The 18,463-nt window shown below is 58.6% G+C and carries 17 protein-coding genes and 1 pseudogene; 10 read left to right on the forward strand and 8 right to left on the reverse strand.

The window, feature by feature from the left end; translation table 11 throughout:
* Positions 1-1,149 precede the first annotated feature (1,149 nt).
* The 4 genes and pseudogenes from ACVWYI_RS33655 to ACVWYI_RS33670 all read left to right on the forward strand — a co-directional run bounded on the left by ACVWYI_RS33655 (position 1,150) and on the right by ACVWYI_RS33670 (position 4,078).
* On the forward strand, positions 1,150-1,386 hold the full coding sequence (locus ACVWYI_RS33655) for a hypothetical protein (RefSeq protein ID WP_247446118.1): 237 nt from the start codon (positions 1,150-1,152) through the stop codon (positions 1,384-1,386).
* Between the two features lie 732 nt (positions 1,387-2,118).
* Complete coding sequence (locus ACVWYI_RS33660) at positions 2,119-2,541, forward strand: hypothetical protein (RefSeq protein WP_247445023.1); 423 nt, start codon at positions 2,119-2,121, stop codon at positions 2,539-2,541.
* A 179-nt stretch (positions 2,542-2,720) separates the two neighbouring features.
* Positions 2,721-3,692, forward strand: a pseudogene (gene opgC, locus ACVWYI_RS33665) (OpgC domain-containing protein); the annotation flags it as partial.
* Between the two features lie 176 nt (positions 3,693-3,868).
* A complete protein-coding gene (locus tag ACVWYI_RS33670; protein WP_247446477.1) occupies positions 3,869-4,078 on the forward strand; it encodes a hypothetical protein in 210 nt (69 codons plus the stop codon).
* A gap of 432 nt (positions 4,079-4,510) precedes the next feature.
* Here the strand turns inward: ACVWYI_RS33670 and ACVWYI_RS33675 are convergent, their stop codons facing one another.
* Positions 4,511-4,747: a hypothetical protein gene (locus ACVWYI_RS33675; RefSeq protein ID WP_354051725.1), complete on the reverse strand. Its 237-nt coding sequence runs from the start codon at positions 4,745-4,747 to the stop codon at positions 4,511-4,513.
* A gap of 394 nt (positions 4,748-5,141) precedes the next feature.
* Positions 5,142-5,531 carry a response regulator gene (locus ACVWYI_RS33680; RefSeq protein WP_247446479.1) on the reverse strand — a complete coding sequence of 130 codons (390 nt, stop codon included), beginning with the start codon at positions 5,529-5,531 and terminating at the stop codon, positions 5,142-5,144.
* Positions 5,532-5,723: 192 nt separating this feature from the next.
* On the opposite strand from ACVWYI_RS33680, the gene ACVWYI_RS33685 reads away from it, so the two are divergent.
* The 3 genes from ACVWYI_RS33685 (at position 5,724) to ACVWYI_RS33695 (ending at position 7,754) form a co-directional block, all read left to right on the forward strand.
* Positions 5,724-6,032 (forward strand): hypothetical protein, encoded by a 309-nt coding sequence (locus tag ACVWYI_RS33685; RefSeq protein WP_247446480.1) that lies wholly within the window; start codon positions 5,724-5,726, stop codon positions 6,030-6,032.
* A gap of 876 nt (positions 6,033-6,908) precedes the next feature.
* A complete protein-coding gene (locus ACVWYI_RS33690; protein ID WP_247446481.1) occupies positions 6,909-7,346 on the forward strand; it encodes a response regulator in 438 nt (145 codons plus the stop codon).
* Positions 7,347-7,526: 180 nt separating this feature from the next.
* The gene (locus tag ACVWYI_RS33695; RefSeq protein WP_247350976.1) at positions 7,527-7,754 is read left to right on the forward strand and encodes a hypothetical protein; all 228 of its coding nucleotides are present in this window, start codon (positions 7,527-7,529) and stop codon (positions 7,752-7,754) included.
* Positions 7,755-9,116: 1,362 nt separating this feature from the next.
* On the opposite strand, the gene ACVWYI_RS33700 is transcribed toward ACVWYI_RS33695, so the two are convergent.
* On the reverse strand, positions 9,117-9,329 hold the full coding sequence (locus ACVWYI_RS33700) for a hypothetical protein (protein ID WP_247446482.1): 213 nt from the start codon (positions 9,327-9,329) through the stop codon (positions 9,117-9,119).
* 1,096 nt (positions 9,330-10,425) lie between these two features.
* Here ACVWYI_RS33700 and ACVWYI_RS33705 point away from each other — a divergent pair.
* Together ACVWYI_RS33705 and ACVWYI_RS33710 are read left to right on the forward strand one after the other, a co-directional pair.
* Positions 10,426-10,644: a hypothetical protein gene (locus ACVWYI_RS33705; RefSeq protein ID WP_354051729.1), complete on the forward strand. Its 219-nt coding sequence runs from the start codon at positions 10,426-10,428 to the stop codon at positions 10,642-10,644.
* A 449-nt stretch (positions 10,645-11,093) separates the two neighbouring features.
* On the forward strand, positions 11,094-11,486 hold the full coding sequence (locus ACVWYI_RS33710; protein ID WP_354051730.1) for a response regulator: 393 nt from the start codon (positions 11,094-11,096) through the stop codon (positions 11,484-11,486).
* 271 nt (positions 11,487-11,757) lie between these two features.
* Here ACVWYI_RS33710 and ACVWYI_RS33715 read toward each other — a convergent pair whose 3' ends face one another.
* Positions 11,758-11,994 carry a hypothetical protein gene (locus ACVWYI_RS33715; RefSeq protein WP_354051731.1) on the reverse strand — a complete coding sequence of 79 codons (237 nt, stop codon included), beginning with the start codon at positions 11,992-11,994 and terminating at the stop codon, positions 11,758-11,760.
* Between the two features lie 822 nt (positions 11,995-12,816).
* Here ACVWYI_RS33715 and ACVWYI_RS33720 point away from each other — a divergent pair.
* Entirely contained in the window at positions 12,817-13,629 is an 813-nt protein-coding gene (locus ACVWYI_RS33720; protein ID WP_456664258.1) for a hypothetical protein, read from the forward strand.
* A 980-nt stretch (positions 13,630-14,609) separates the two neighbouring features.
* On the opposite strand, the gene ACVWYI_RS33725 is transcribed toward ACVWYI_RS33720, so the two are convergent.
* The 4 genes from ACVWYI_RS33725 to ACVWYI_RS33740 form a co-directional block, all read right to left on the reverse strand.
* Positions 14,610-15,734: a hypothetical protein gene (locus ACVWYI_RS33725; RefSeq protein ID WP_456664259.1), complete on the reverse strand. Its 1,125-nt coding sequence runs from the start codon at positions 15,732-15,734 to the stop codon at positions 14,610-14,612.
* Positions 15,655-16,668, reverse strand: a complete 1,014-nt coding sequence (locus ACVWYI_RS33730) for a LuxR C-terminal-related transcriptional regulator (protein WP_456664260.1) — start codon at positions 16,666-16,668, stop codon at positions 15,655-15,657. The genes ACVWYI_RS33725 and ACVWYI_RS33730 overlap by 80 nt, the downstream gene beginning before the upstream one ends.
* Before the next feature lie 263 nt (positions 16,669-16,931).
* Positions 16,932-17,555 (reverse strand): response regulator transcription factor, encoded by a 624-nt coding sequence (locus ACVWYI_RS33735; RefSeq protein WP_247446486.1) that lies wholly within the window; start codon positions 17,553-17,555, stop codon positions 16,932-16,934.
* 295 nt (positions 17,556-17,850) lie between these two features.
* On the reverse strand, positions 17,851-18,306 hold the full coding sequence (locus ACVWYI_RS33740) for an MOSC domain-containing protein (protein ID WP_456664608.1): 456 nt from the start codon (positions 18,304-18,306) through the stop codon (positions 17,851-17,853).
* Positions 18,307-18,463: the final 157 nt, after the last annotated feature.

Below are 18,463 nucleotides of genomic sequence, written 5' to 3' on the forward strand. Positions count from 1 at the left end.
TTGTACTCTTGTCTGATTAATATGCCGGTCCAGTACTCGGGGATTGCGACACGAGGCAGCGCGATCGATTCATCGAGCCACCTGAGTTGCGCCGGGCCTCGCTCCCGCCCGCGATCCGCGCCGCCGCCGCCCGGTCGATCGCCATCGTTGCGGGCCGAGATTTGGACGATTTCCTGATCGAGCGGGCTTCAGCCCAAAAGCGGCAGACAAATTGAGCGCCGATTGCAGTTTGAAATGGGAATGCTGACGCCGGCTGTTACCCACTGAGGCTCTGAGCTTTTCACATCGTCGTTCAATGCGGCTCATAACCATGCTTGGAGGCATCGCCATAGCGAGCGCGCTGGCGATCTGGCTGATGGTTCTCGCTGAATCGCTCGGAGGGCCCGCGGCGCGGTGAAGACATCGACAAGAATCTCAAGCGCGCGATGGCCCGCGTCTAGTCGTGGTGCCCTCTGAAGTGCCGCCTAACCGCATTCCACGCTCGAAGGACTGGAAGGGGGAGGACGACGAAAGAACTCTGATTGCAACCGGCATCATCCCGCGCCGCAGAAGTGGTGGGTCGTGATCGTCCGATCGACGGGCCATCGTGTTGATCGTCACCGGAGACGGAGTTCCTGCTCGCCGAGCAGGTGCCGTTCTGCGCGAGGGCAGGACAACTACAACGAACAGAACGTTCACCAGTAGTCATATTTTCCCACAATGAGAAGGAAAGTACGCACGAGAACGACCGTCGTTTGATCTAAAATCTGCCGAGGTTACTCCTGCCTCATACCCGGCACGCAGCCAGCAACACTGCGTTCGCGGACGGAGCTGCTTCACCGCAGCCAGCACATTGGCATCCCCCCGAGGCCGTTGGGCCCCGAGCGCTTCGCGAGCGTCTAGGATCGCTCGCAGCCTAGTCCGGCGCAACACTCGCGTCTGTGCGCTTTCGAACATTCATGCCCCTTCAGGTATGCTAATTCTATGCATCATCCGGCGAGTGCCGAACAGGGATGCCTCAGCCCGGGAGCCGCCGTGGCTAGAATAAGCGGCCAATTTGGCAGTTCGCAAAGAACCAATATCCTGTTTCGGTAGTTGACTCCCGCGTGATCCGAACAAGCAAACTGATTGTTCGGGCCGAGGATAAGTTTAGAAGCTGAGCCGGCACACATGAAGGACCTCCGACCACGTTTGGAAAAGGTCCGCGCTGACGCCAGAGACTTTGCGTTGATGAGTCAGCAGGCGACGGACACAGAAAAGTGCGAGCTGTTTAAGCGCTTGGCGGATGAACTCGCCATCGAAGCGCTCGAGCTTGAGCAAATCGTGAAGCGAAATGAACCATCGAATCCGTGCGACCAGCACGAGGTCGTGGAGTTTAAGCCAACCTCTCAGCGGAAGCGCGGCTGACGTGGAAGAGGTTAGGCCGGCGACGGCTTTCGCCGCATCGCATTGCGCATGGATCCAGACGTCGCTGTTCGTCGCTTGTCCTCGCCGTCGGCTTGAATGACTTGGCGCATTCACCACCTCCGTGCTGTTGTCGGATAAGCCGAGATGCGGACAGCGAGTTGGATGGGACAGCGGTGGTCCACCGTGGACTGCAGTCCGGGCGGCCGCTCATCTCCGCGGCGGGCGGGCGTTCACGGTCCTGTCCCAAACGCCGGCTCCTTGCGAGCGAACCAAGCGATTATAGCAAGTCGTGCAGGACTGAAGCTTGTCCGGCAAGTCGGGCGCATCGATCGCAAGACGAAGAAGAGACCATTGAGGACTCGACGGCCATTGGCGTCACGCTGGACCGCTTAGGACAGAAGGCTTGACCGGGCGTTTCGACGAACTGGTCCAATCGACAAGCGCAAGGGCGGCGGTGTTCTTGTGCCGCAGAAGGCAGGAACCGCGTTGCGGCGTCGTGGTTAATAGAAGTTTGGCAAAGGAGATCGTCAGATGCCCCACGCCAAGCCTTTGATAATCGCCACCATCGTCGCAAGCTCATCTCTGTTGGTCCTGGCGCAAGCCGGCGGCGCAAACGCCGGGTCCGCAGGCGCAGGCACCGGGACGGGCGCGAGTAGCGCCAGCGCTGGTCCGTCGGCATCTTCTGGAATGGGAACGGGTGCAGGCAACGCTGGTCAATCAGCGCCCCCAGGAATGGGAACGAAAGATACTGCCACCGGCGGAAATCCAGGCATCAACGCCGAGCCGAACAATCCGAACGTTCAGCCCGCCGCGCCGGCGCGGTCGCGGTCCGCCACCCAGGCCGCAAGAAATGCCGGGGCTGGTCACGCTCAGAATGGTCTGCCGATCGGCGCGATCGGGACGGGCACGAGCAATGAGGACCAACCAGTCGGCGGCGCCTTGTCCACTCGAAACAATTCTTCGCCAGCAGCGCGGGCCGAAGGAAATGGTCTGCCGATCGGAACGCGCGGGAAGGGCGCCAGCACATCGGACCAGGTAAGCCGGGCGCGCGCCGCAGGAGCCGGTGACAAAGTGCTGGACGCAAAAGCTCAGATCGAGCGAAGAACAACAGTTTCTTCCAAACGCGTTCCCAGCCGGGTAAAATTGGGTTTGTAGTCTGAGCGAGGCAGCCCGCAGACATGAGCGATGATGCGATACTCCTTTAGTGCGTGCGGCGTTCAACAGGCGCTCGAACAGGACGACGTCACCTCAGTTCATGAGGCGGCTTCCAACCCTTCCGTCATTTATGCCGGAATGATTGATCGAATGACATGCGAGCGGCCCGACGATGTATTCGAACGGTCAATACCGACGTATTGCCGATCTTCGTGCTCCTCCACCTCTTTTTCGCGCCTTTGCTGTGGTTGCTGCTCCGAATGCCGAACGCGACGCTTGGCGCCTCGCTGGCGCTTTATGCGCTGGTGCATATGTTCGGCTGGTCCATGCCGGCGTGGCCGAACGGCCACTGGGCTTTCAATCCACTGGCCTGGCAGCTACTGGCGGTCCTTGGCGCCTGGATGGTAATCGAGGGCGAAAGAGTGCGCCCCTGGCTAACGTCTCGCAAGGCCCTTGTGCCTGCCGCTCTCTATCTGGTCTTCAGCCTTGTCATCGCGTTGAGCTGGAGAATCAAGCCGCTGGAAGCGTTAATCCCGCAGGGCCTAACCAAGTTGGCTTACCCGCTAGACAAATCCAATCTCGATCCGTTGCGTCTATTGCATTTCTTGGCTCTTGCGGTTGTTGCGGTGTGGTTCGTGCCGCCCAATCGGCAAGCATTGACGACTCCGGCGATGCGCGGCGCCATCCTCTGTGGCAAGCACTCGTTGCCAATCTTTTGCCTCGGCGTTCTGCTGACGCTCGCTAGCCTGCTGGCGCTGCTTGACGTATCGGAAGGGCTCGCGATGCAGATCACGCTGAGCGTTGGTGGGATCCTCGTGATGATCGTGGCGGCGACGATGCTGAACTTGGTCGAGACCACGCCCAGGCTGCAGCCGACCGCTGCACTGCCTGCGGGCGTGCGCGCCCAGCCGGACGCCTGGGGCACCGTTGACTGGCGCCCCCTGGAGGCATTTCGCCGAGGATTGCGTGAGTTCGGATGGGCCGGCGGCCAGAATTCCGTCATCGATTGCCGGTTCGCGGATAGGCAAACCCGCCGGGTGTTTCGCGTCGCAGACAATGCGTCATCGCCGCACGGCGAGGTGGCGAACGCCAGAGAACCGCTGTCTCGTGCCGCTCACGGCCTCGCTGAACTAACTGCGCAGCATACCTAACTTGGCGATGGTCCGGACCTGCTTCAGTTCGTTCCAATTCCGGAACGAGGTGAAGCAAAAGTCTCGAGGCGTTGCACATTTACAACCCGCACAGGCATTCGAGGTACTAATCTCATTGATTGAGACGACGAAACATATTTCATTCTTAGTTCAAAACCATTAGGCGGGGGCGAACGGTGTATGATGTCTATCGCAATGACAAGCGCGACTTCCTCGTTCTAAGTACAGGCTGTGCCGTACCTGCGCTTTACTCTGCACACAAGTGGCGCAAGAGCAGGAAACGAGTTCTCAAGGTCAGCGACGAAATCAAATCAGCGGTTCACGCGCGAGGCTATTACCTCCGCAGCCTGCGGGCCAGCAAGGAGCGAACGATCGAGGTCGCGTAAGGTCGGACGCCCCGGTGACAGCATCACTACCAGCCGAACCGCCATCCTCGCGCTCAACTGAGTTGTGCGCCTATTTTGGTCGCAGCCTTTACCTAGGTTTCATTCTAGGAGGTTGCGGCCCCTGAACGCTTTCCTCTGCCGCCGCCTGCGAGGTTCTGCTTCTGGGGGCCTCAAACACCGCAATGCCCCGATCAAGCTGCCACAGCTCGATGTCGTTGGCATCAACTAGCTCCTGAACACGTTCCCGTGCTTCCTGCTCGTCGGCACAATGCAAATTGGCAACGCTTATAACGTGGCGGTCGTGATCCAAAAGGTAAGCTCGGTAGTGCGCCATCCCACCCCCTCATCCATCAGTGTCCGGTCGTTGTGCTGGGCTTGTTCCCTGTCAAATTGGTCCCCGCCACATCCTGGCTGGCTTGATCCATCGGACCATCACTTCAATATCTCAATGAGCGTTCTCCAGCCGAGCGCATCGTTCGCCGTCAGAAGCGAACCGCCAAGCCTTTCCAAGTAGTTTGGCAACTCGCAATCGGGACGCGCGTTGATATTCTCGACAAACGAGGCGACCGAGTTCTTAAGATCACCTCGGTCGAGATGATCGAAAGCTCGCTGCTTGCACCGCTCGACATATTTGTCGCGCGTCATCTCAAGTAACAGGGAACGTTCCATTCCGCCTCCCCAACTGATGGCTGCTTCCAATAGTGAAGTTGGAGCGGAGTGGATTTGGCCCGTCTGTTCGAAAGGCGACAAACGGATGCGCTTTTCGTCGCAACCGTGGGAATTAGGACACAGACACAGATCGCACAGCTTGTCGGCTCCGGGCGGACGACGGCACAAGTTCAAGCCGGTCTCAGGCCTGCACCTTGTCTATAGTTCCTGACGACTACGCCGAACGCCATGGTTGAACCGACCCATCCGAAGCCGATGCCAGTGATCCTCACGACGGATAAGGAGCGCGACGTCTGGATGCGAGCGCCATGGATTGGAGTGGCCATTTTGTCCCAAGCGGCGGTCCGTTGGCAGAAGTCGCCAATCCAGTTGGCTGGATGGCTGCAACTGGAACCTATGGTTCTGTCGAGGCAACGTTCAGAAGCTGAGCGACGGCGGTGACAACCTGAACTGGTGCGAACGGTTTGGTGAGAAGGATGCTGCCCGGCACGCCGTGAGAAGGCCACTCGTCGCCCGAGACACCAGTCATGTAGATCACCGGCATGTCGGGCTTGATCTCGCGCACGCGCTTGGCGACCTTCCAACCGCTCAATCGACCCGCCAGATTGACATCTGTCAGCAGAGCGCGAAACTTGTCTTTGTCGCCGCTGAGTATCGTCAGCGCCTCTTCGCCTGACGACAAGGATACGGCGCCAAAGCCGGCCTCGTTGAGTGCGTCCTCGATGAACCCCTGAACAGCGTGCTCGTCTTCGACGACCAGTACGACCGGCAGCAACTCTTTCACACCGAACTTCCCCTGAGACCTTAGCTTAAGTTACAAAGTGAACACTTGTTCCGGAAATTACCGCTAAAGCGGCAGCTTGGGCTGTCGGGAGGTTATCCGCTTGATATACCTCAAAATTTTCGAGTGCGCCCCTACACAGGGAGGCCGGAACGCGGTAAAGGTTCCTCTTCGCTCCAGCAGGAGTTGCTGTGTATGCCTCGCTCCCCCTCCATCGTGCCGCATGTCGATCACGACACCTATCTTGTGCTGAACGATTTTGGCAGGTTCGGGCGCGCCTGGTGCGAGGCGGACGAAAAAGACAGTGACCGCGCATCGCTTCTCCGACGTCTTTTGGAAGACCAATATAGTCATCCGGTGCGGATCGTTGCGTTCAATACCGCCGAGGGCTGGTCGCGCGACGTGACGGTAGATATTGCCGACGAGCTGCGTCGGCGTTTTGTCGAGCACGATGACGTGCCAAGTTCTGTGCAGGAGTTTGTGGAGACCGCAGTCCGGCGGTGACCACGCCGCAAGATTCGAGAGCAAGCGGGCGAGCGCTTCCGCGATGGAATGCCGGCCTACACGCCAAACGCGCGACTGATCTCGCGCACAAGCCTAAGCGCAGCGTCAGTATTGCGGCCATAGAAGAGCGCCTGATCGAACTGAGATAAAATGCCCAGCGCAAATAGCGCGATAGCAATGCCCTTAATCATAGTTGTGGACCGGGGGTGAACAATGCTGCGCAAGTTCAAAACGGCCCCAGCCGCAGGTTGGGGAGACAGCCGGGGCCGACATTCCCATTCCATGTGCCGCAATCAGCGGTAATCGGCACGCTCTCAGTTAGGCACACAGATCCTAACGAACTATTTCGCGGGAGCGGCGTCGAAACTAGCGGCGAGCCGCCGCTAGACCGGGAGAAACGTAAGTTCTCTGCGATAGGAGCGGAGCCGATCCCCCCGCTGACTGGGTGAGGCCCTGACGGACATGCCGCGCCAAGCCTCATAACCTCAGCAGCCTGACAGAAGGTCGTTCGGCTACAGTATCCAGCCTAGGCACAGTGATCGACCTCGTTTTGATCTTCCGCAAGGAGGCGCGTTCGGGCCAGCCGGTCAGAACAACTGATCGCGTCTCTGCACTTGCTTGGCGCTGCGCAAGTAAGGTTCGGTTGCGCGCAAAATTGTTTCGTTTCCTGCCTCACATTTCTTTCGAATGCTAGTGAGAGCTGGCAGGCGGCTCTTCGCAAACAACAATGGATGACATCGGCTCATTCCCCGCTTAGCGTCTGTTCCGAGGTTAGAGCCAAGTTTATGCGACGGCGCGAGCCGACATTGAAATTGAGTGTGACTGTTTCGGGCGAAAATGGACGCAAGGTCGCGTGAGGCAGCGGGGAGATCGAGGATGGCTGGCATCGCCACGATTGAGAACGTCGGCCTGAGCCGGGCGTGGCTTAAGTGTACTGCTGAGGTAGATAACCTGGCCGGATGCCGGGTTCTCGTTCTTGAGGATGAATACTTCTTGGCGAGTGATCTTGAGCAGGAATTAACCGCTCGCGGAGCGATTGTAGTCGGTCCCTTTGCCGAGATCTCTAAGGCAAAAGATCAGGTTGCGAACGGCGGCTTTGATGTTGCAGTCATCGATATTGATCTGCGTGGAGAGCCATCATTTTCGATTGCGGACGAACTGATACGCCGTCGTATCCCCTTTATTTTCGTGACGGGTTACAGCCCCGAGGTATTACCTGTCCGCTTTCAACGTGCGCGACGGTGCGAGAAGCCCGTCTATATGTCTGAGGTGCTCGAAGAGGTCGGACAATTGTGCGGACGGAACGGCGATTAGCTCGTCGGCCTGGTCTTACATGGGGGCCGCGGATTTTATTACGGCTGATCTCGTGCCCGCTCTTGTTCGACGGTGAAGAGCCGCAGGCGTCCTGCGATGGAGCGCGTGCTGGTCGCACGCCCAATTTGCTAGTTTCAGCGAAAGAACTCCTGCGATGCTGCTATTCAGCCGGGGACTTGCTTGGTCATTTACCGGATACTTCAGAACTCACCTCTTGGACCGGAAGATGTCATCCGGCTCGCAAACGCTTCCGAGCAAGCCCTGAAGACTATCGGCGTAAAGGAGCGGAACGATCCCCGTTCCAAAATGATCGCCAAGAAGATCATTGAGATCGGTCAGACCAGCCTGAAAGACCCAGTTCAAATCTGCATTCGGGCCGTCGAAGCGTTGGGCCTGCCGAAAAGGTGATCCGCGAGCCGGTCGCCGGATCGGTGGTGTCAAGCTACCAAAGCGCCTTCCGAGGTTAACTTATGTGAACCTTTGTCGGCCGACGGCGTTGTGTTTGCGAGACCGTCGCCCGCCGTCAGGTACGGCGCATGTCGCGGATAGCCAATGGTTGTTCATCACCCGCTGTCCACAACCGCTCGCGACAGATAGCCAAAGGCGGCGGTCTTGGCCTCAACTCCTGAAAAAGACAGAACGACAATGGCAGGGCAGGCTTTCGGCCAGAACAGGGAGTTCTGCCATGCGAACCCGTATTGACATCGACAGGGCGTTCAGCCGCGCAATCCTCCGAGAGATTGGCGAGAGACTGCAAGCATGTCTCGGGGACGACGAGTTAACACCTACCCTTAGACTTCAGCTTGATCTGTTACGCCGATTGGATGATCAACCGCCGCCGAGTACGCGTGGGCATCCGCCACGCGCTTAGGCTACCGGAGCGCGACTGAAGGAGTGAAAATGCCGGGAGGAGCCAATAAGCTCAAAGCCTTTGCTGGCCCCCTGCCGAAAGCATGACGCTCACGAGGGAAATAGCTTGTCGCGAATGCAGCGCGACGTGGACGTCAGTCTGATGCCTCGCGGCTTGAGCCATGCCGCCGTATCGATCTCGCGTGTTCAAGTGCCTGCCGTGCGGAAGAATACTGCGTAGGGTCGGACGCCGGTGACAGCATCACTACCAGCCGAGCCGCCATCCTCGCGCTCAACCGAGTTGTGCGCCTACTTTGATCGCAGCCTTTACTTAGGTTTCGTTCTAGGAGGTTGCGCCCGCTGAACGCTTTCCTCTGCCGCCGCCTGCGAGGTTCTGCTTGTGGGTGCCTCAAACACCGCAATGCGCTGATCAAGCTGCCATAGCTCGATGTCGTTGGCATCAACTAGCTGCTGAGCACGGTCGCGTGCTTCCTGCTCGTCGGCACACTGCAATTTAGCCACGCTTATAACGTGGCGTTTCTGATCCAAAAGATATGCTCGGTAGTGCGTCATCCCCGCGCCCCAGCTCTAGGACACCAGCGTACTCCATTGATGCAAAGGGAAACTACGGAAAATTTTAGCTCGAAGTTCACGCTTAATGTCTGTCCCTTTCGAAAAGTTGGTTCGATGCAGGCGCCGGGGCCGCATTTGGTCTCAGGCTTCGCAAGGACAACGCCAAATGAGGTGGGCGGGCTGATCCGCCCAAGCTAATGCCCCGGTCATTCTGGCGACCGACGAGGAAACGCGATGGCTGGATGGCGCACCATGGGATGAGGCCAAAGAATTACAACGGCCGTGTGCTCATGATCCTAGTCGTGGGGGCAAAGAAGATCGACGCAGATAGAAACGCGAACAGATCGGCTATCCCGTCGTTGCGCCATCCAACCGCGCCAGCCCTGCCTCGATCACGTCGATATCTTCCTCGATCTGCTGGATCGCTGTCCGGCAATCAAAACCGGTAAGCGCCTTCAAGTCCACGGCGAGCTTCCGGCGCTGCATGCGCAAATCGTCAAGAGCCCTCCTGTCATTTAAGCTGACGTAGCCGTCCACAATGAGCTCGATTGCGTTTGGCATTCCCCGATCCAACTCCTACCACCCACCGCAAGGCTTAGCTCGCGACACTCTTCGAAACGGCATCTCTTCGCAAATCGTCTGCAGCAGCCGTCAAATGGGACCCCTCGATCAGCCCGATCCGCCGCAACGTCAGAAGCGCAAGAGGGTCGCACAGTTCGATGGAGAGCCCGGCTCCCAATACTGCGATAGCGCGCCGTTCATCGTTATCGAGATCAGACCATGAGATGTCTTTCATTAGGCGCCTCGCTCAAAACAACGTTCAAAAACACAGACGTTAGCAATAGCCGCAGCATAGCTTTGGCGGCGCGGTATACCGACCGTAAGTTGGGATCAATTAGCTGAGCTGTACTGCTCGGCGCCACACTAGCCGGGAAGTCCATACTCCGGGCATTCCCTCTTGAAAGAGACCACCAATCCTTGGTCTTGCCCGCGTTCAAACCACTTCAGCAATTCCATGGCCGCAAACCGCGACTCATCTGCAATGGTGAGATGGTGACAACAACCGGTGACAAATTCCTTAATTGGGGCACCGACGGGCCGCGCGAGCAACGGGATGAAGTTTGGACGTGCGATAATGCTGACGACAGACGATGCACACGATTTCTGGGTGCGTGCGCCCACCCTCGCCCGGCGGTGACCTGCTGGTGCGGGGCGAGCCGCACCTGATCCAGCAATCCGTGCGACTAGCGCTCCTCTCGCCCATCATTGAGTTGGTCATCAAGTTCGAGGTCGCGCATGCTGGCGAGCTACGCCTGCTTGAGACTGGCCCTTTGCCTTATCGAGGCAGCAGCGCCGCCGAATGGCGGGCCGGGGTTGGTGATACGGATAGACCAGACACAAACTGCCGGTCGGTTCATTGGCGCAGCGACCTACAATGTTCCAAGTGCGGAACGAATGCCCGCCGGCAGCGCACCGCGCGTGAACGAATGCGCGATCCGAAGCCCAAACGAAAGTCTCTCGCAGCAAGCGCGCCATCGACCGATTGGTCGGCGATCGGAAAAACCTAAAAATACTTCTGGATTATAATCATGATGACTCTGACGCAAAAACAGAAATTAAGGTGGGAAAAAAGTAGAAGAAGGACGGGAGGAAGGGAATGAAAGCTGTACGCCGCTTGCGCGCGATGGCCTCGTTGTGCCGACAGAGCGCCGCATATCATCCTGACAAAAGCTGGAAGCTGCTCGCCGAGGCGGAGTACTGGGACCACCTAGCCGATGGGGAGCTTCTTGAGCACTACAAAGAATGCACGGGCGGCTCAATACAAGATCGCTGCGTAAAGAAGCATGCATCCGAGATCCAGCAACCCAACCTGTGAGCCCAAAGAGCCTTTCAGAATGTGAGTGTGCTGCTCGTTGGCGAGTTGAGGCAAGCGCTCCGCCGCCCCGCTGATTGCGGGCGTGTCGCGCTGGACGGTACGGCTTATTAGTGTCGGCGAATTCCGGTCTAGTCGCGTCGGCTTCACCGGATCAGGCGACTTCCGGTCTACGCCGGTGAAGGGACATTCTCAGGACAGGCGGGCAAGTCTCAACGCCAGCAGGCGACATTCAATCGAAAGAGGCCGCGCCAACAGCGAGTCCTACGTCTCGTCCTCCATCCAAGTGTGCTCGCCGGAGGCGCATTTGAACATACGGACTATTTTGTCATTTTGAGATGTAGAGACACCGCAGCTTGGTTCCTCCACAAAGGACACGAGGGCCGTCTAGCGGAACTGGGAACCACCGATTCACGTTTGTTCCAGAACGAGGATTGACGTCAAGAGGCGAGATGATGACATGCCACGTAGCACGTTCAATCGAGGGCTGCCGCGTTCTGATCATTGAGGATGAATACTTCCTGGCAGATGACTTGGCGAAGGCGCTTCGGTTAGTTGGCTGCAAGGTGATCGGCCCGGTCGCCGAACTTAGGGATGCAATGTCAATCCAGACGGATTCCTTTGACCTTGCCCTGATCGATATAAACCTGCGCGAATGTTTAGCCTACCCGATTGCTGACGAATTGATTCGTCTGGGGAAGCCCTTCATCTTTGTAACCGGCTACGGTGCTGATGCTATGCCCCACCGCTTCAAGGACGTGCGGCGGTTTGAGAAACCCTGTGACTTTAGGACGATCTCGGCTGAGATTAGCATGCTGTGTGGCCGTGTGCTTAGCTCGTCGTGACGAGTCCGCTGACTCAGCTCTGGGTGAAAATGCGAAGAAGTCAACCTGAGCAAGTCCGCCGTGCCTCAATAAGCGGATCTCAACGGGGTGCGCCGTCACTTCGCTGATGGGCCCAAGGCGAAGAACTCAGAGCCAGCGATACTGGTCCGATATTGCGTAGGCGGAGCAGTCCACATTCCTTTGATGTAGCGCGAACCTGCTCGCAGCGAAGGGCCCTTCGCGGTTGATAGCGCAAGCAAAAAAATGGCCCCGAATGTCGGGGCCATTTTCGTTAATCGTCGTAGTCCCAATGATGCTGACGCCTAATAACTACCGTGCGGTCTCGATTATGATTGTACCAGCCGTGGTGCCATCCGCGATCAAAGCCACCGTCATATCCGTAGTCCCTGTCGCGATAATATCCGTGGTCGCCACCGATCCGGAAACCGAACTCCTGAGCACCGGCGAGCGTCGGTGCTGCCACGCTGAGTGCCGTCACAGCGGCGAGAACATAACAATGCTTCCTCATTGTGCATCTCCCTTGCTGGTTACGATACCAACCAGTGGGGAATGTCGCCGTTCCGGGAACAGCCGCGAAACTTTATTGAACAGGCGTTCACCATCATTGCAATGTGGAAGCAACGTCCCAGATGATCTTGTCAATCTCAACACCGTCCAGCTGCGTTTGATCCGCAATACGATGGATAGCACCACCACGATAATCATCGTCAGGCATCAACAAATCTCGGACTGCTCTTGATGAAGCAATTCGGCGTGCTACTACGCACCCGGTAGCCACAAGCCATACCCAAACCAAAACGGCCCCGGCGCGTGAAGCACTCCGGGGCCGTTCAAGATCATCAGGCTCGGGTACAACCGCCGTGTCTTCTGATCATTGATGTCGCCGATTACGCCACTTGATTTTGGGCAAGATGTGGCGACCGCGCGGCATCGAGCTGCTCACATTCTGCGCGAAAGCGCTCGGCCTCCACCTCGGCCTTGCGCCACTCAGCGCGCCGCCGGTGCTCAGCCGGCTGCGCAACCCCGACCAGGCTCCGCGATCACACGTCACCCCGCGCCGAATGGCGGACAGCGCTTGCGAAGGGTCAAGGTTCCTTCCCTGGTTGTCCGGCCATCAACATAGTTTCGCCTCCTCGTCTGCGTTAAAAGCTCCCGTATAGTTCTGGGGTGAGCTGGCAAAAAAAACGACGTGACGTGCAGTTCCATGCTCATCCCTGGGAAAGCTTCGCAGGCTCAAAAACCATCTGCATCCCGTTGAATGTTAGCTCGCCGTAGCGCAGATGCGCGGATCGCTCTCAGGTGGGGTGCCATTGCATTGATGGAGCACCAAATGGATTCCACGCTGGACGACAAGCTCGCGGAAGAGCAGATCACGAAAAGCTTGGAGGAGCAGTTTTCTAACCGGGTCAACTTGGCGCACGAAGAGGAAGTCGGTCCTTTGGCCCCGCCGACCAGGAGGAAGACGTCTCGCGCCCCGCCGGCAACGATTCATCGCTCGGCGGGTCGGCGCTACGTGGCTTTCGTCGGTTCTCTGTTGGCAGCATCCATTGGTGTCGCTGCCTGGCGGTGGTCATCCTCCGTTGATACGGCGAAGATGGCCCCCTCAGACCCGGCACCCCTGACACAGGCCGCGCCGGACGCCGCCGCGCCGAAAGACGTTGCGCCGACTGCTGTTGCCCTGTCTTCCGAGTTTGCGCGACAGCTCCGACCGATGGCACACGATTTCGCTGCCTTGAGGCAAACGGTCGAACAGCTCGAGGTGAGACAAGAACAATTGGTTCGCGACAATGAAAATCTCGTGAGCCAAATCAAGGCGAGCCGGGAAGAAATGGCACGCAGCAATAGTACCATCGACCAGATCAAGGCGACCCAGATGCAGATGGCGCGCGACGGTCAGACGCTTACGGAGCGGCTCAACGCAAGCCAGGAACAACTCGCCCACATCATCGCCAATGCCTCAGAGCCAACTGTGATGCCTGAAGAGCCAAAGGTGATGCCCGAAATACCACTGCCGCGTCGGCGGCAGTCGGCCAATGTCGCCCAGACGCAAAAGCCGACGCCGAGCCCGGCGCGGCCGCAAGCCAAAAAGCCACAACCGTCATTGGCATGGCCATGGTCAGTGCACTCGAAGGCCACAGAATGATTCTAGGCACCCTGGCGAGACGTAATCGTCAATCAACGCCTTTCCCGGTTTCAATCGGCTTGGCTCTTTTGAAGGCAGCTATAGGGACCTCGGCGAGAGGTTCAATCAGCGTAGTGATAAGGTTTGGCATTGTGTGTAGAGCGGAGATCACCAGACCTTGCTCGATCACTCGGAGTTGCTAATCCGCGCCAGATCTTGCCCGATAATTCGGACTCACTGTCTTTCGCGGTAAACCAACCTGGAGTCCCTCTTTCCGCTTCTTCTGCATCTCGGCGAGCAGGCCGAATGGCAGCCGCTCAGGTGTTGAGCCGGCGGGTGCGGCGAACGGCTGTAACCGCTTAGCCGGAACCCTTGCTTAGGGATCGGTATAGCTGTGCGAAAGAAGCCGCCGGCTTGGACGGAGGTTTGGGATGGGATTAGACAGCAAAAAGGACGTCCATTTGGACGGCTCAACGACGGGGGCGTCGTGAAGGGCCTCGCGTCCAACCTGCTTCGGTCCTCCCACTCGCGTACGAAGGGCCAGCTGCGAACTGCTTGGCCTTGCGGGCATGAGCGGCCTTCGCCCTCTCCACCAACGAAGGGGCGCGACGAAGCTCCGCGCTATCAGCCGATGTGCCACCAGCTTCGCGGTGTCGCCTACCACTCCCTCGTTCAAGCCGTCGCTCACCATCTGGTCTGACCTTTAATGCCCGCATCCAGTGGGCGTTGTCTGAGCTTGTTCAGGAATATAGCAGCCGGGTGATGTCGCGGGAGAGCGCCGAGAGGTTCCGAGGCGACGGCTACTCCATCGGCTTGTAGGTCCCGTCCAGCCATCGAGCAGCTCCTCTACGACCCTGGATACCTTGATCTTATCGTGGGTCGCCTTGATGGCGTCGCGAGCGCCTCGAGGGGATGCTCGAATGCTGTGGTGAACGCCGACTTGGCCGACACGGATGATCTTGCTGTTCTGAAGGCAGCACGGCCCATTCGATCAGTAATTGCTACACAATCAAATCGTGAGCCGCATGGAGATTGGCGTGCCCCGAGTGATCGTGGTGCGCATCTGAAATATCAATCCCGTCAGCATCCTGGACCGGCTCCGGCCCCTCGCGTGCAACAGCATGCTGACCATCTCCATAGGTTTTTCCATTTCCGTGGCTCAGTTGCTGTAGGTCATACATGTCTGAAAACGTATTGTCGGTGCCATTTTTAAAATGAAAGGAATCGCCAAGTTCGGTGCCAACCGCTGATTTGGCCTGATCTGCGCTGCCGGAAGAAGGCCCGCTCTTTCCTGCAGTCGCAATCTTCAACGCCGAATGTGCGTCGTTGGCAGAATTTACGGACGCCGTTGGTATATCCCGCTGCGGCTTGGCAGTATCTAAATCACCTACCTGTGGATGCTGTGCGTGTTGCTTGCCGGCCCCGGAGCCATCTTCGAAAGCCTGCAAATCGCCGTGCGCCTGTCCGCGATTCGAATCTTCTCCCGCGGTCTCATGCTGGGCGTGCCCCATGGCGGCTCCGGAGCTGTTGTCGGACTCGTGTAGGGTCTTCTGCGATTGACCGTGATTTAAACCGTCTCCCGCGGCCTCATGCTTGGCGTGCTCTTTGGCGGCTCCGGAGCTGTTGTCGGACTCATGTAGGGTCTTCTGCGATTGACCGTGATTTAGACCGTCTCCTGGGGCCTCGCGCTTAGCGGCCTCGGAGCTGTTGTCGTAAGCGCGCAAGTCCGATTGCGATCGATCCTGATTGGACCCGTTATCCCGGCCTGTCTGCGTTGGGTCACGCTGCGAGGCTTCGTTCGTGGCCGCCGCAACAACGTCAACGGTCCCGGAACCTCCGGGAATAGTGATTTCTCGGTCGCTGCCGCCACCCTCCGCATGGGCATTGCCGACATAAAGCTCGCTGCCGCCTGTGGCGATTGTATCGCCTTGAGCGAACTCGAATGCGAACGCCCCATCGTACACGGCCGTGCCGCCGAAATTTGCGAACCTGGGAAGTGCGGATGCCAGTCCGTTGGCGTCGCTTGCGGTAGATGAAGTGACGATTTCATCGCCGAAATTGAACGCGTGCACGGCGTGGTTGGCACCATCGAGCTCGTAGATCAAGGCGGCGAAAGCTGCAGCCATGAAGATGCTGTAGCTGCTCGAACCCGGCCTCGGCGCGTTGAATGTTTCCTGCGCAAACAGGCTCGCGGCAATCTCGGCCAAGGGATCGACGATTTTGCCGGTCGGCGATGACGTCCCAGTTGCGGCGCCGGCGCGGTCCTTGGTCGCGCCTCTGGCCGGGGTCCCCGCCTGATACTGCTTCCTTGCGACTGATTTTGATGGTGACCACCTCCGCGCACCCGTTTTCGGCCATGACCGTGCAGCCTTCGGTTGCGGCGTGACCGGGCGAATCGTCCAATGCTGCCAAGATCGCAGCTGCCAGGATACTCATCGCGCCATAACGGCGCGACAGTGCCAGCGCGGCGAGCTCCATCCGGCTTTTGATTCCGAGCTTCTGTCGCGCGTGGTCGATGTGAATCCTGACGATCTCCAGAGAGACACCGAGCACCCGAGCAATTTCACTGTCCGACAAACCTTCGGCGATGAGATCCATGATCGTCTGCTCGTTGACGGTCAGAACCGCCAGAACGTTATTGCCGAACGAGGCGATCCCATTAGCTTCGTTACCGACCCTAGCCAGGTCGGACCCGGGTTTTTCCAGCCTCAGGGACTGCACCAGCGCTTCTGGTTTGGCGTTCGTCGAAATCGCGCCGCAAGCACCGGTCGCCAGTGCCCTGGCAAGATCGCCACAGGCGACAGTAGCAGTAAAGAACACCAGCCGGGAGGAAAGGCCTTCGTCGTCCACGACGGCGAGGATGTCGGAGGCGGTTACATCTGTGAACCCGTCCTCCAGTAACACCACATCGGGCGTCAAGCTGCGAATAGCCGCAAGGCAACTAGCTCCATCAAGACAGCACGCAACCACTTCGAAATCGGGCTGCGCTTCGAGCAGCGATACAAAACCCTGCAGAACAATGGGATGTCGATCTGCTATCACAAGTCGAACGCGACGCATGGGCTTCCTTCGCTCGGCCTTGCAACACAAAATGAGAAGCGGCGATTTAACTCCGCTCGGCCGATTGCGTTCCTAATGTGATAATGGAGTTCTTGCGGATGCTTCTGACGATGAGTTCAAACAGTCCGTGCGGATAGCTCCATATGGCTCACCCTGGCCGTCCAGAGGTCGTACCGCTCGATGGCATTTGATGAGCAGAACTCTCTCCGATGTCGCTATTGCGCGAAAACGGGCCGAAAAACAGGATCCCAGTCGACGACTCTTCACCGGTACAAATCGATCTCGACTGCAATCCGGACGAGGTCGGAGTGATTTTTAGCGCCGAGTTTGGACTTCAGCATGGAAGTCGTGTTGGCAACAGTTTTGTAGGAGATGCCGAGTTCGGACGCGACTTCTGAGATGCGGTCGCCGCGACCCAAAAGCCTCAGGATCTCGAGTTCGCGTCGGTTCATCTGCGTCAAAGGACTGGCCTTGATCACCGCGCCCACGAAGGTCGTCGCTTCAGCCAGACGCGGTGAGACGAAGCGCTCCCCGGCGGCAACCTTCCGGATGGCCTTGGCCAGGAGACGGGGATCATCGCTCTTTGAGACATATCCCTGAATGCCCATCTCCACAGCGCGCACCACGAACGCTGGATCTTCACTCACGCTGAACATGACTATTTTGGCGGCGGGATCATCCCTGCGGATTCGCCGGGACAATTCGAAGCCGGTAAGGTCGGGAAGCGTCACGTCAACCACGGTGACGTCGGGATGCTTCTGCAAGTACGCATGGTGGCCGTCCTTTGCATCGGAAGCTTCCAGGATCTCTACGGACGGGTCCGAAGCGAACAAGGCCCGGCAGCCCGTTACGACAACGGGATGGTCGTCGACGATCAGTATCCGCATGTCGTTCTGGCCCTCATTACACGTCCTCGCTTCCTCCAGTTGTGCAAACGTCGCGAGCGCTGGAAAGGTTCTGTGTCCGCGCGTGACGTCGGGCGATCCAACCATTGGAGCACGAGGTGCAGCAGGCGGCCGGGATGAGGTAGGCGGCGGCCAGAATGGCCGCGACCGCCGTCGCCTAGCGTACCCAGATTGGAAAGTCGGACTTGATCGTCAGGAGGCGGTGTAGAAAGGCTTTCATTCTAGAGAACGTACCCTCGGGGCTCGATGCACCGACGAGGATTCTCGCTCTCGCTTACTAGAGTTCTTCCGCGGTCGGTCTCGAGCTGCCTTCGCCGCACGGCGTGCTCCGCCGGCCGGTCATCGAGGACACGTTCATCAAGCGTTGTGCACGGCTCCTACAAAGCCGGCAAGGCCCCGAAGGAGGACGACGGGAGCCGAACCCGCGGGTATCGCCAGCCGCGACCGTCCCGCCGACCCGCACCACGCCTAGCACCCCGGATTTGAACGGGGGGCCCTTTTCCGCCGACGAGAGCATCTGTCGTTTAAGCCCGGCCCGGAAGCGGTCAATGAGGATGCAAGGCGTCCGGAGGCCGGTCAGCTCTATGACCGTCGAGGGCCCGAGCTCGATAAGGGTCCCGAGCGGCATCCGCTCGAGATCCAGGCCGGTTGCGGTGATGTTCTCGCCCAGGTCGCCCGCTGCGACCTTGAAGCCCGCTTCGAGAAGGGAGGCGAAGAGCTCGGACGGAATCAGGTGGACCTGTCGGAGATTGGCTAGGCGAGGCCGGCGACGGGCGAGATACCGGTGTCGGACGAACGCGCCGGCATGGGCGTCTTCCTCGACCGCCGTAGCCTTCCACCAGGACTATGCGTTCATGGGTCGGTTTGCTGAAGTGGTGCCTGCGATCGGC

The organism is Bradyrhizobium sp. LB13.1 (assembly GCF_054056815.1).

Coding starts and splice junctions, on each gene's coding strand:
- ACVWYI_RS33715 (WP_354051731.1), bottom strand. CDS start 11,994: ATGAGGAAGCATTGTTATGTTCTCGCCGCTGTGACGGCACTCAGCGTG.
- ACVWYI_RS33675 (WP_354051725.1), bottom strand. CDS start 4,747: ATGGAACGTTCCCTGTTACTTGAGATGACGCGCGACAAATATGTCGAG.
- ACVWYI_RS33685 (WP_247446480.1), top strand. CDS start 5,724: ATGCCTCGCTCCCCCTCCATCGTGCCGCATGTCGATCACGACACCTAT.
- ACVWYI_RS33660 (WP_247445023.1), top strand. CDS start 2,119: ATGGGAACGAAAGATACTGCCACCGGCGGAAATCCAGGCATCAACGCC.
- ACVWYI_RS33690 (WP_247446481.1), top strand. CDS start 6,909: ATGGCTGGCATCGCCACGATTGAGAACGTCGGCCTGAGCCGGGCGTGG.
- ACVWYI_RS33720 (WP_456664258.1), top strand. CDS start 12,817: ATGGATTCCACGCTGGACGACAAGCTCGCGGAAGAGCAGATCACGAAA.
- ACVWYI_RS33725 (WP_456664259.1), bottom strand. CDS start 15,734: ATGGCTGCAGCTTTCGCCGCCTTGATCTACGAGCTCGATGGTGCCAAC.
- ACVWYI_RS33730 (WP_456664260.1), bottom strand. CDS start 16,668: ATGCGTCGCGTTCGACTTGTGATAGCAGATCGACATCCCATTGTTCTG.
- ACVWYI_RS33735 (WP_247446486.1), bottom strand. CDS start 17,555: ATGCGGATACTGATCGTCGACGACCATCCCGTTGTCGTAACGGGCTGC.
- ACVWYI_RS33700 (WP_247446482.1), bottom strand. CDS start 9,329: ATGCCAAACGCAATCGAGCTCATTGTGGACGGCTACGTCAGCTTAAAT.
- ACVWYI_RS33710 (WP_354051730.1), top strand. CDS start 11,094: ATGATGACATGCCACGTAGCACGTTCAATCGAGGGCTGCCGCGTTCTG.
- ACVWYI_RS33655 (WP_247446118.1), top strand. CDS start 1,150: ATGAAGGACCTCCGACCACGTTTGGAAAAGGTCCGCGCTGACGCCAGA.
- ACVWYI_RS33705 (WP_354051729.1), top strand. CDS start 10,426: ATGAAAGCTGTACGCCGCTTGCGCGCGATGGCCTCGTTGTGCCGACAG.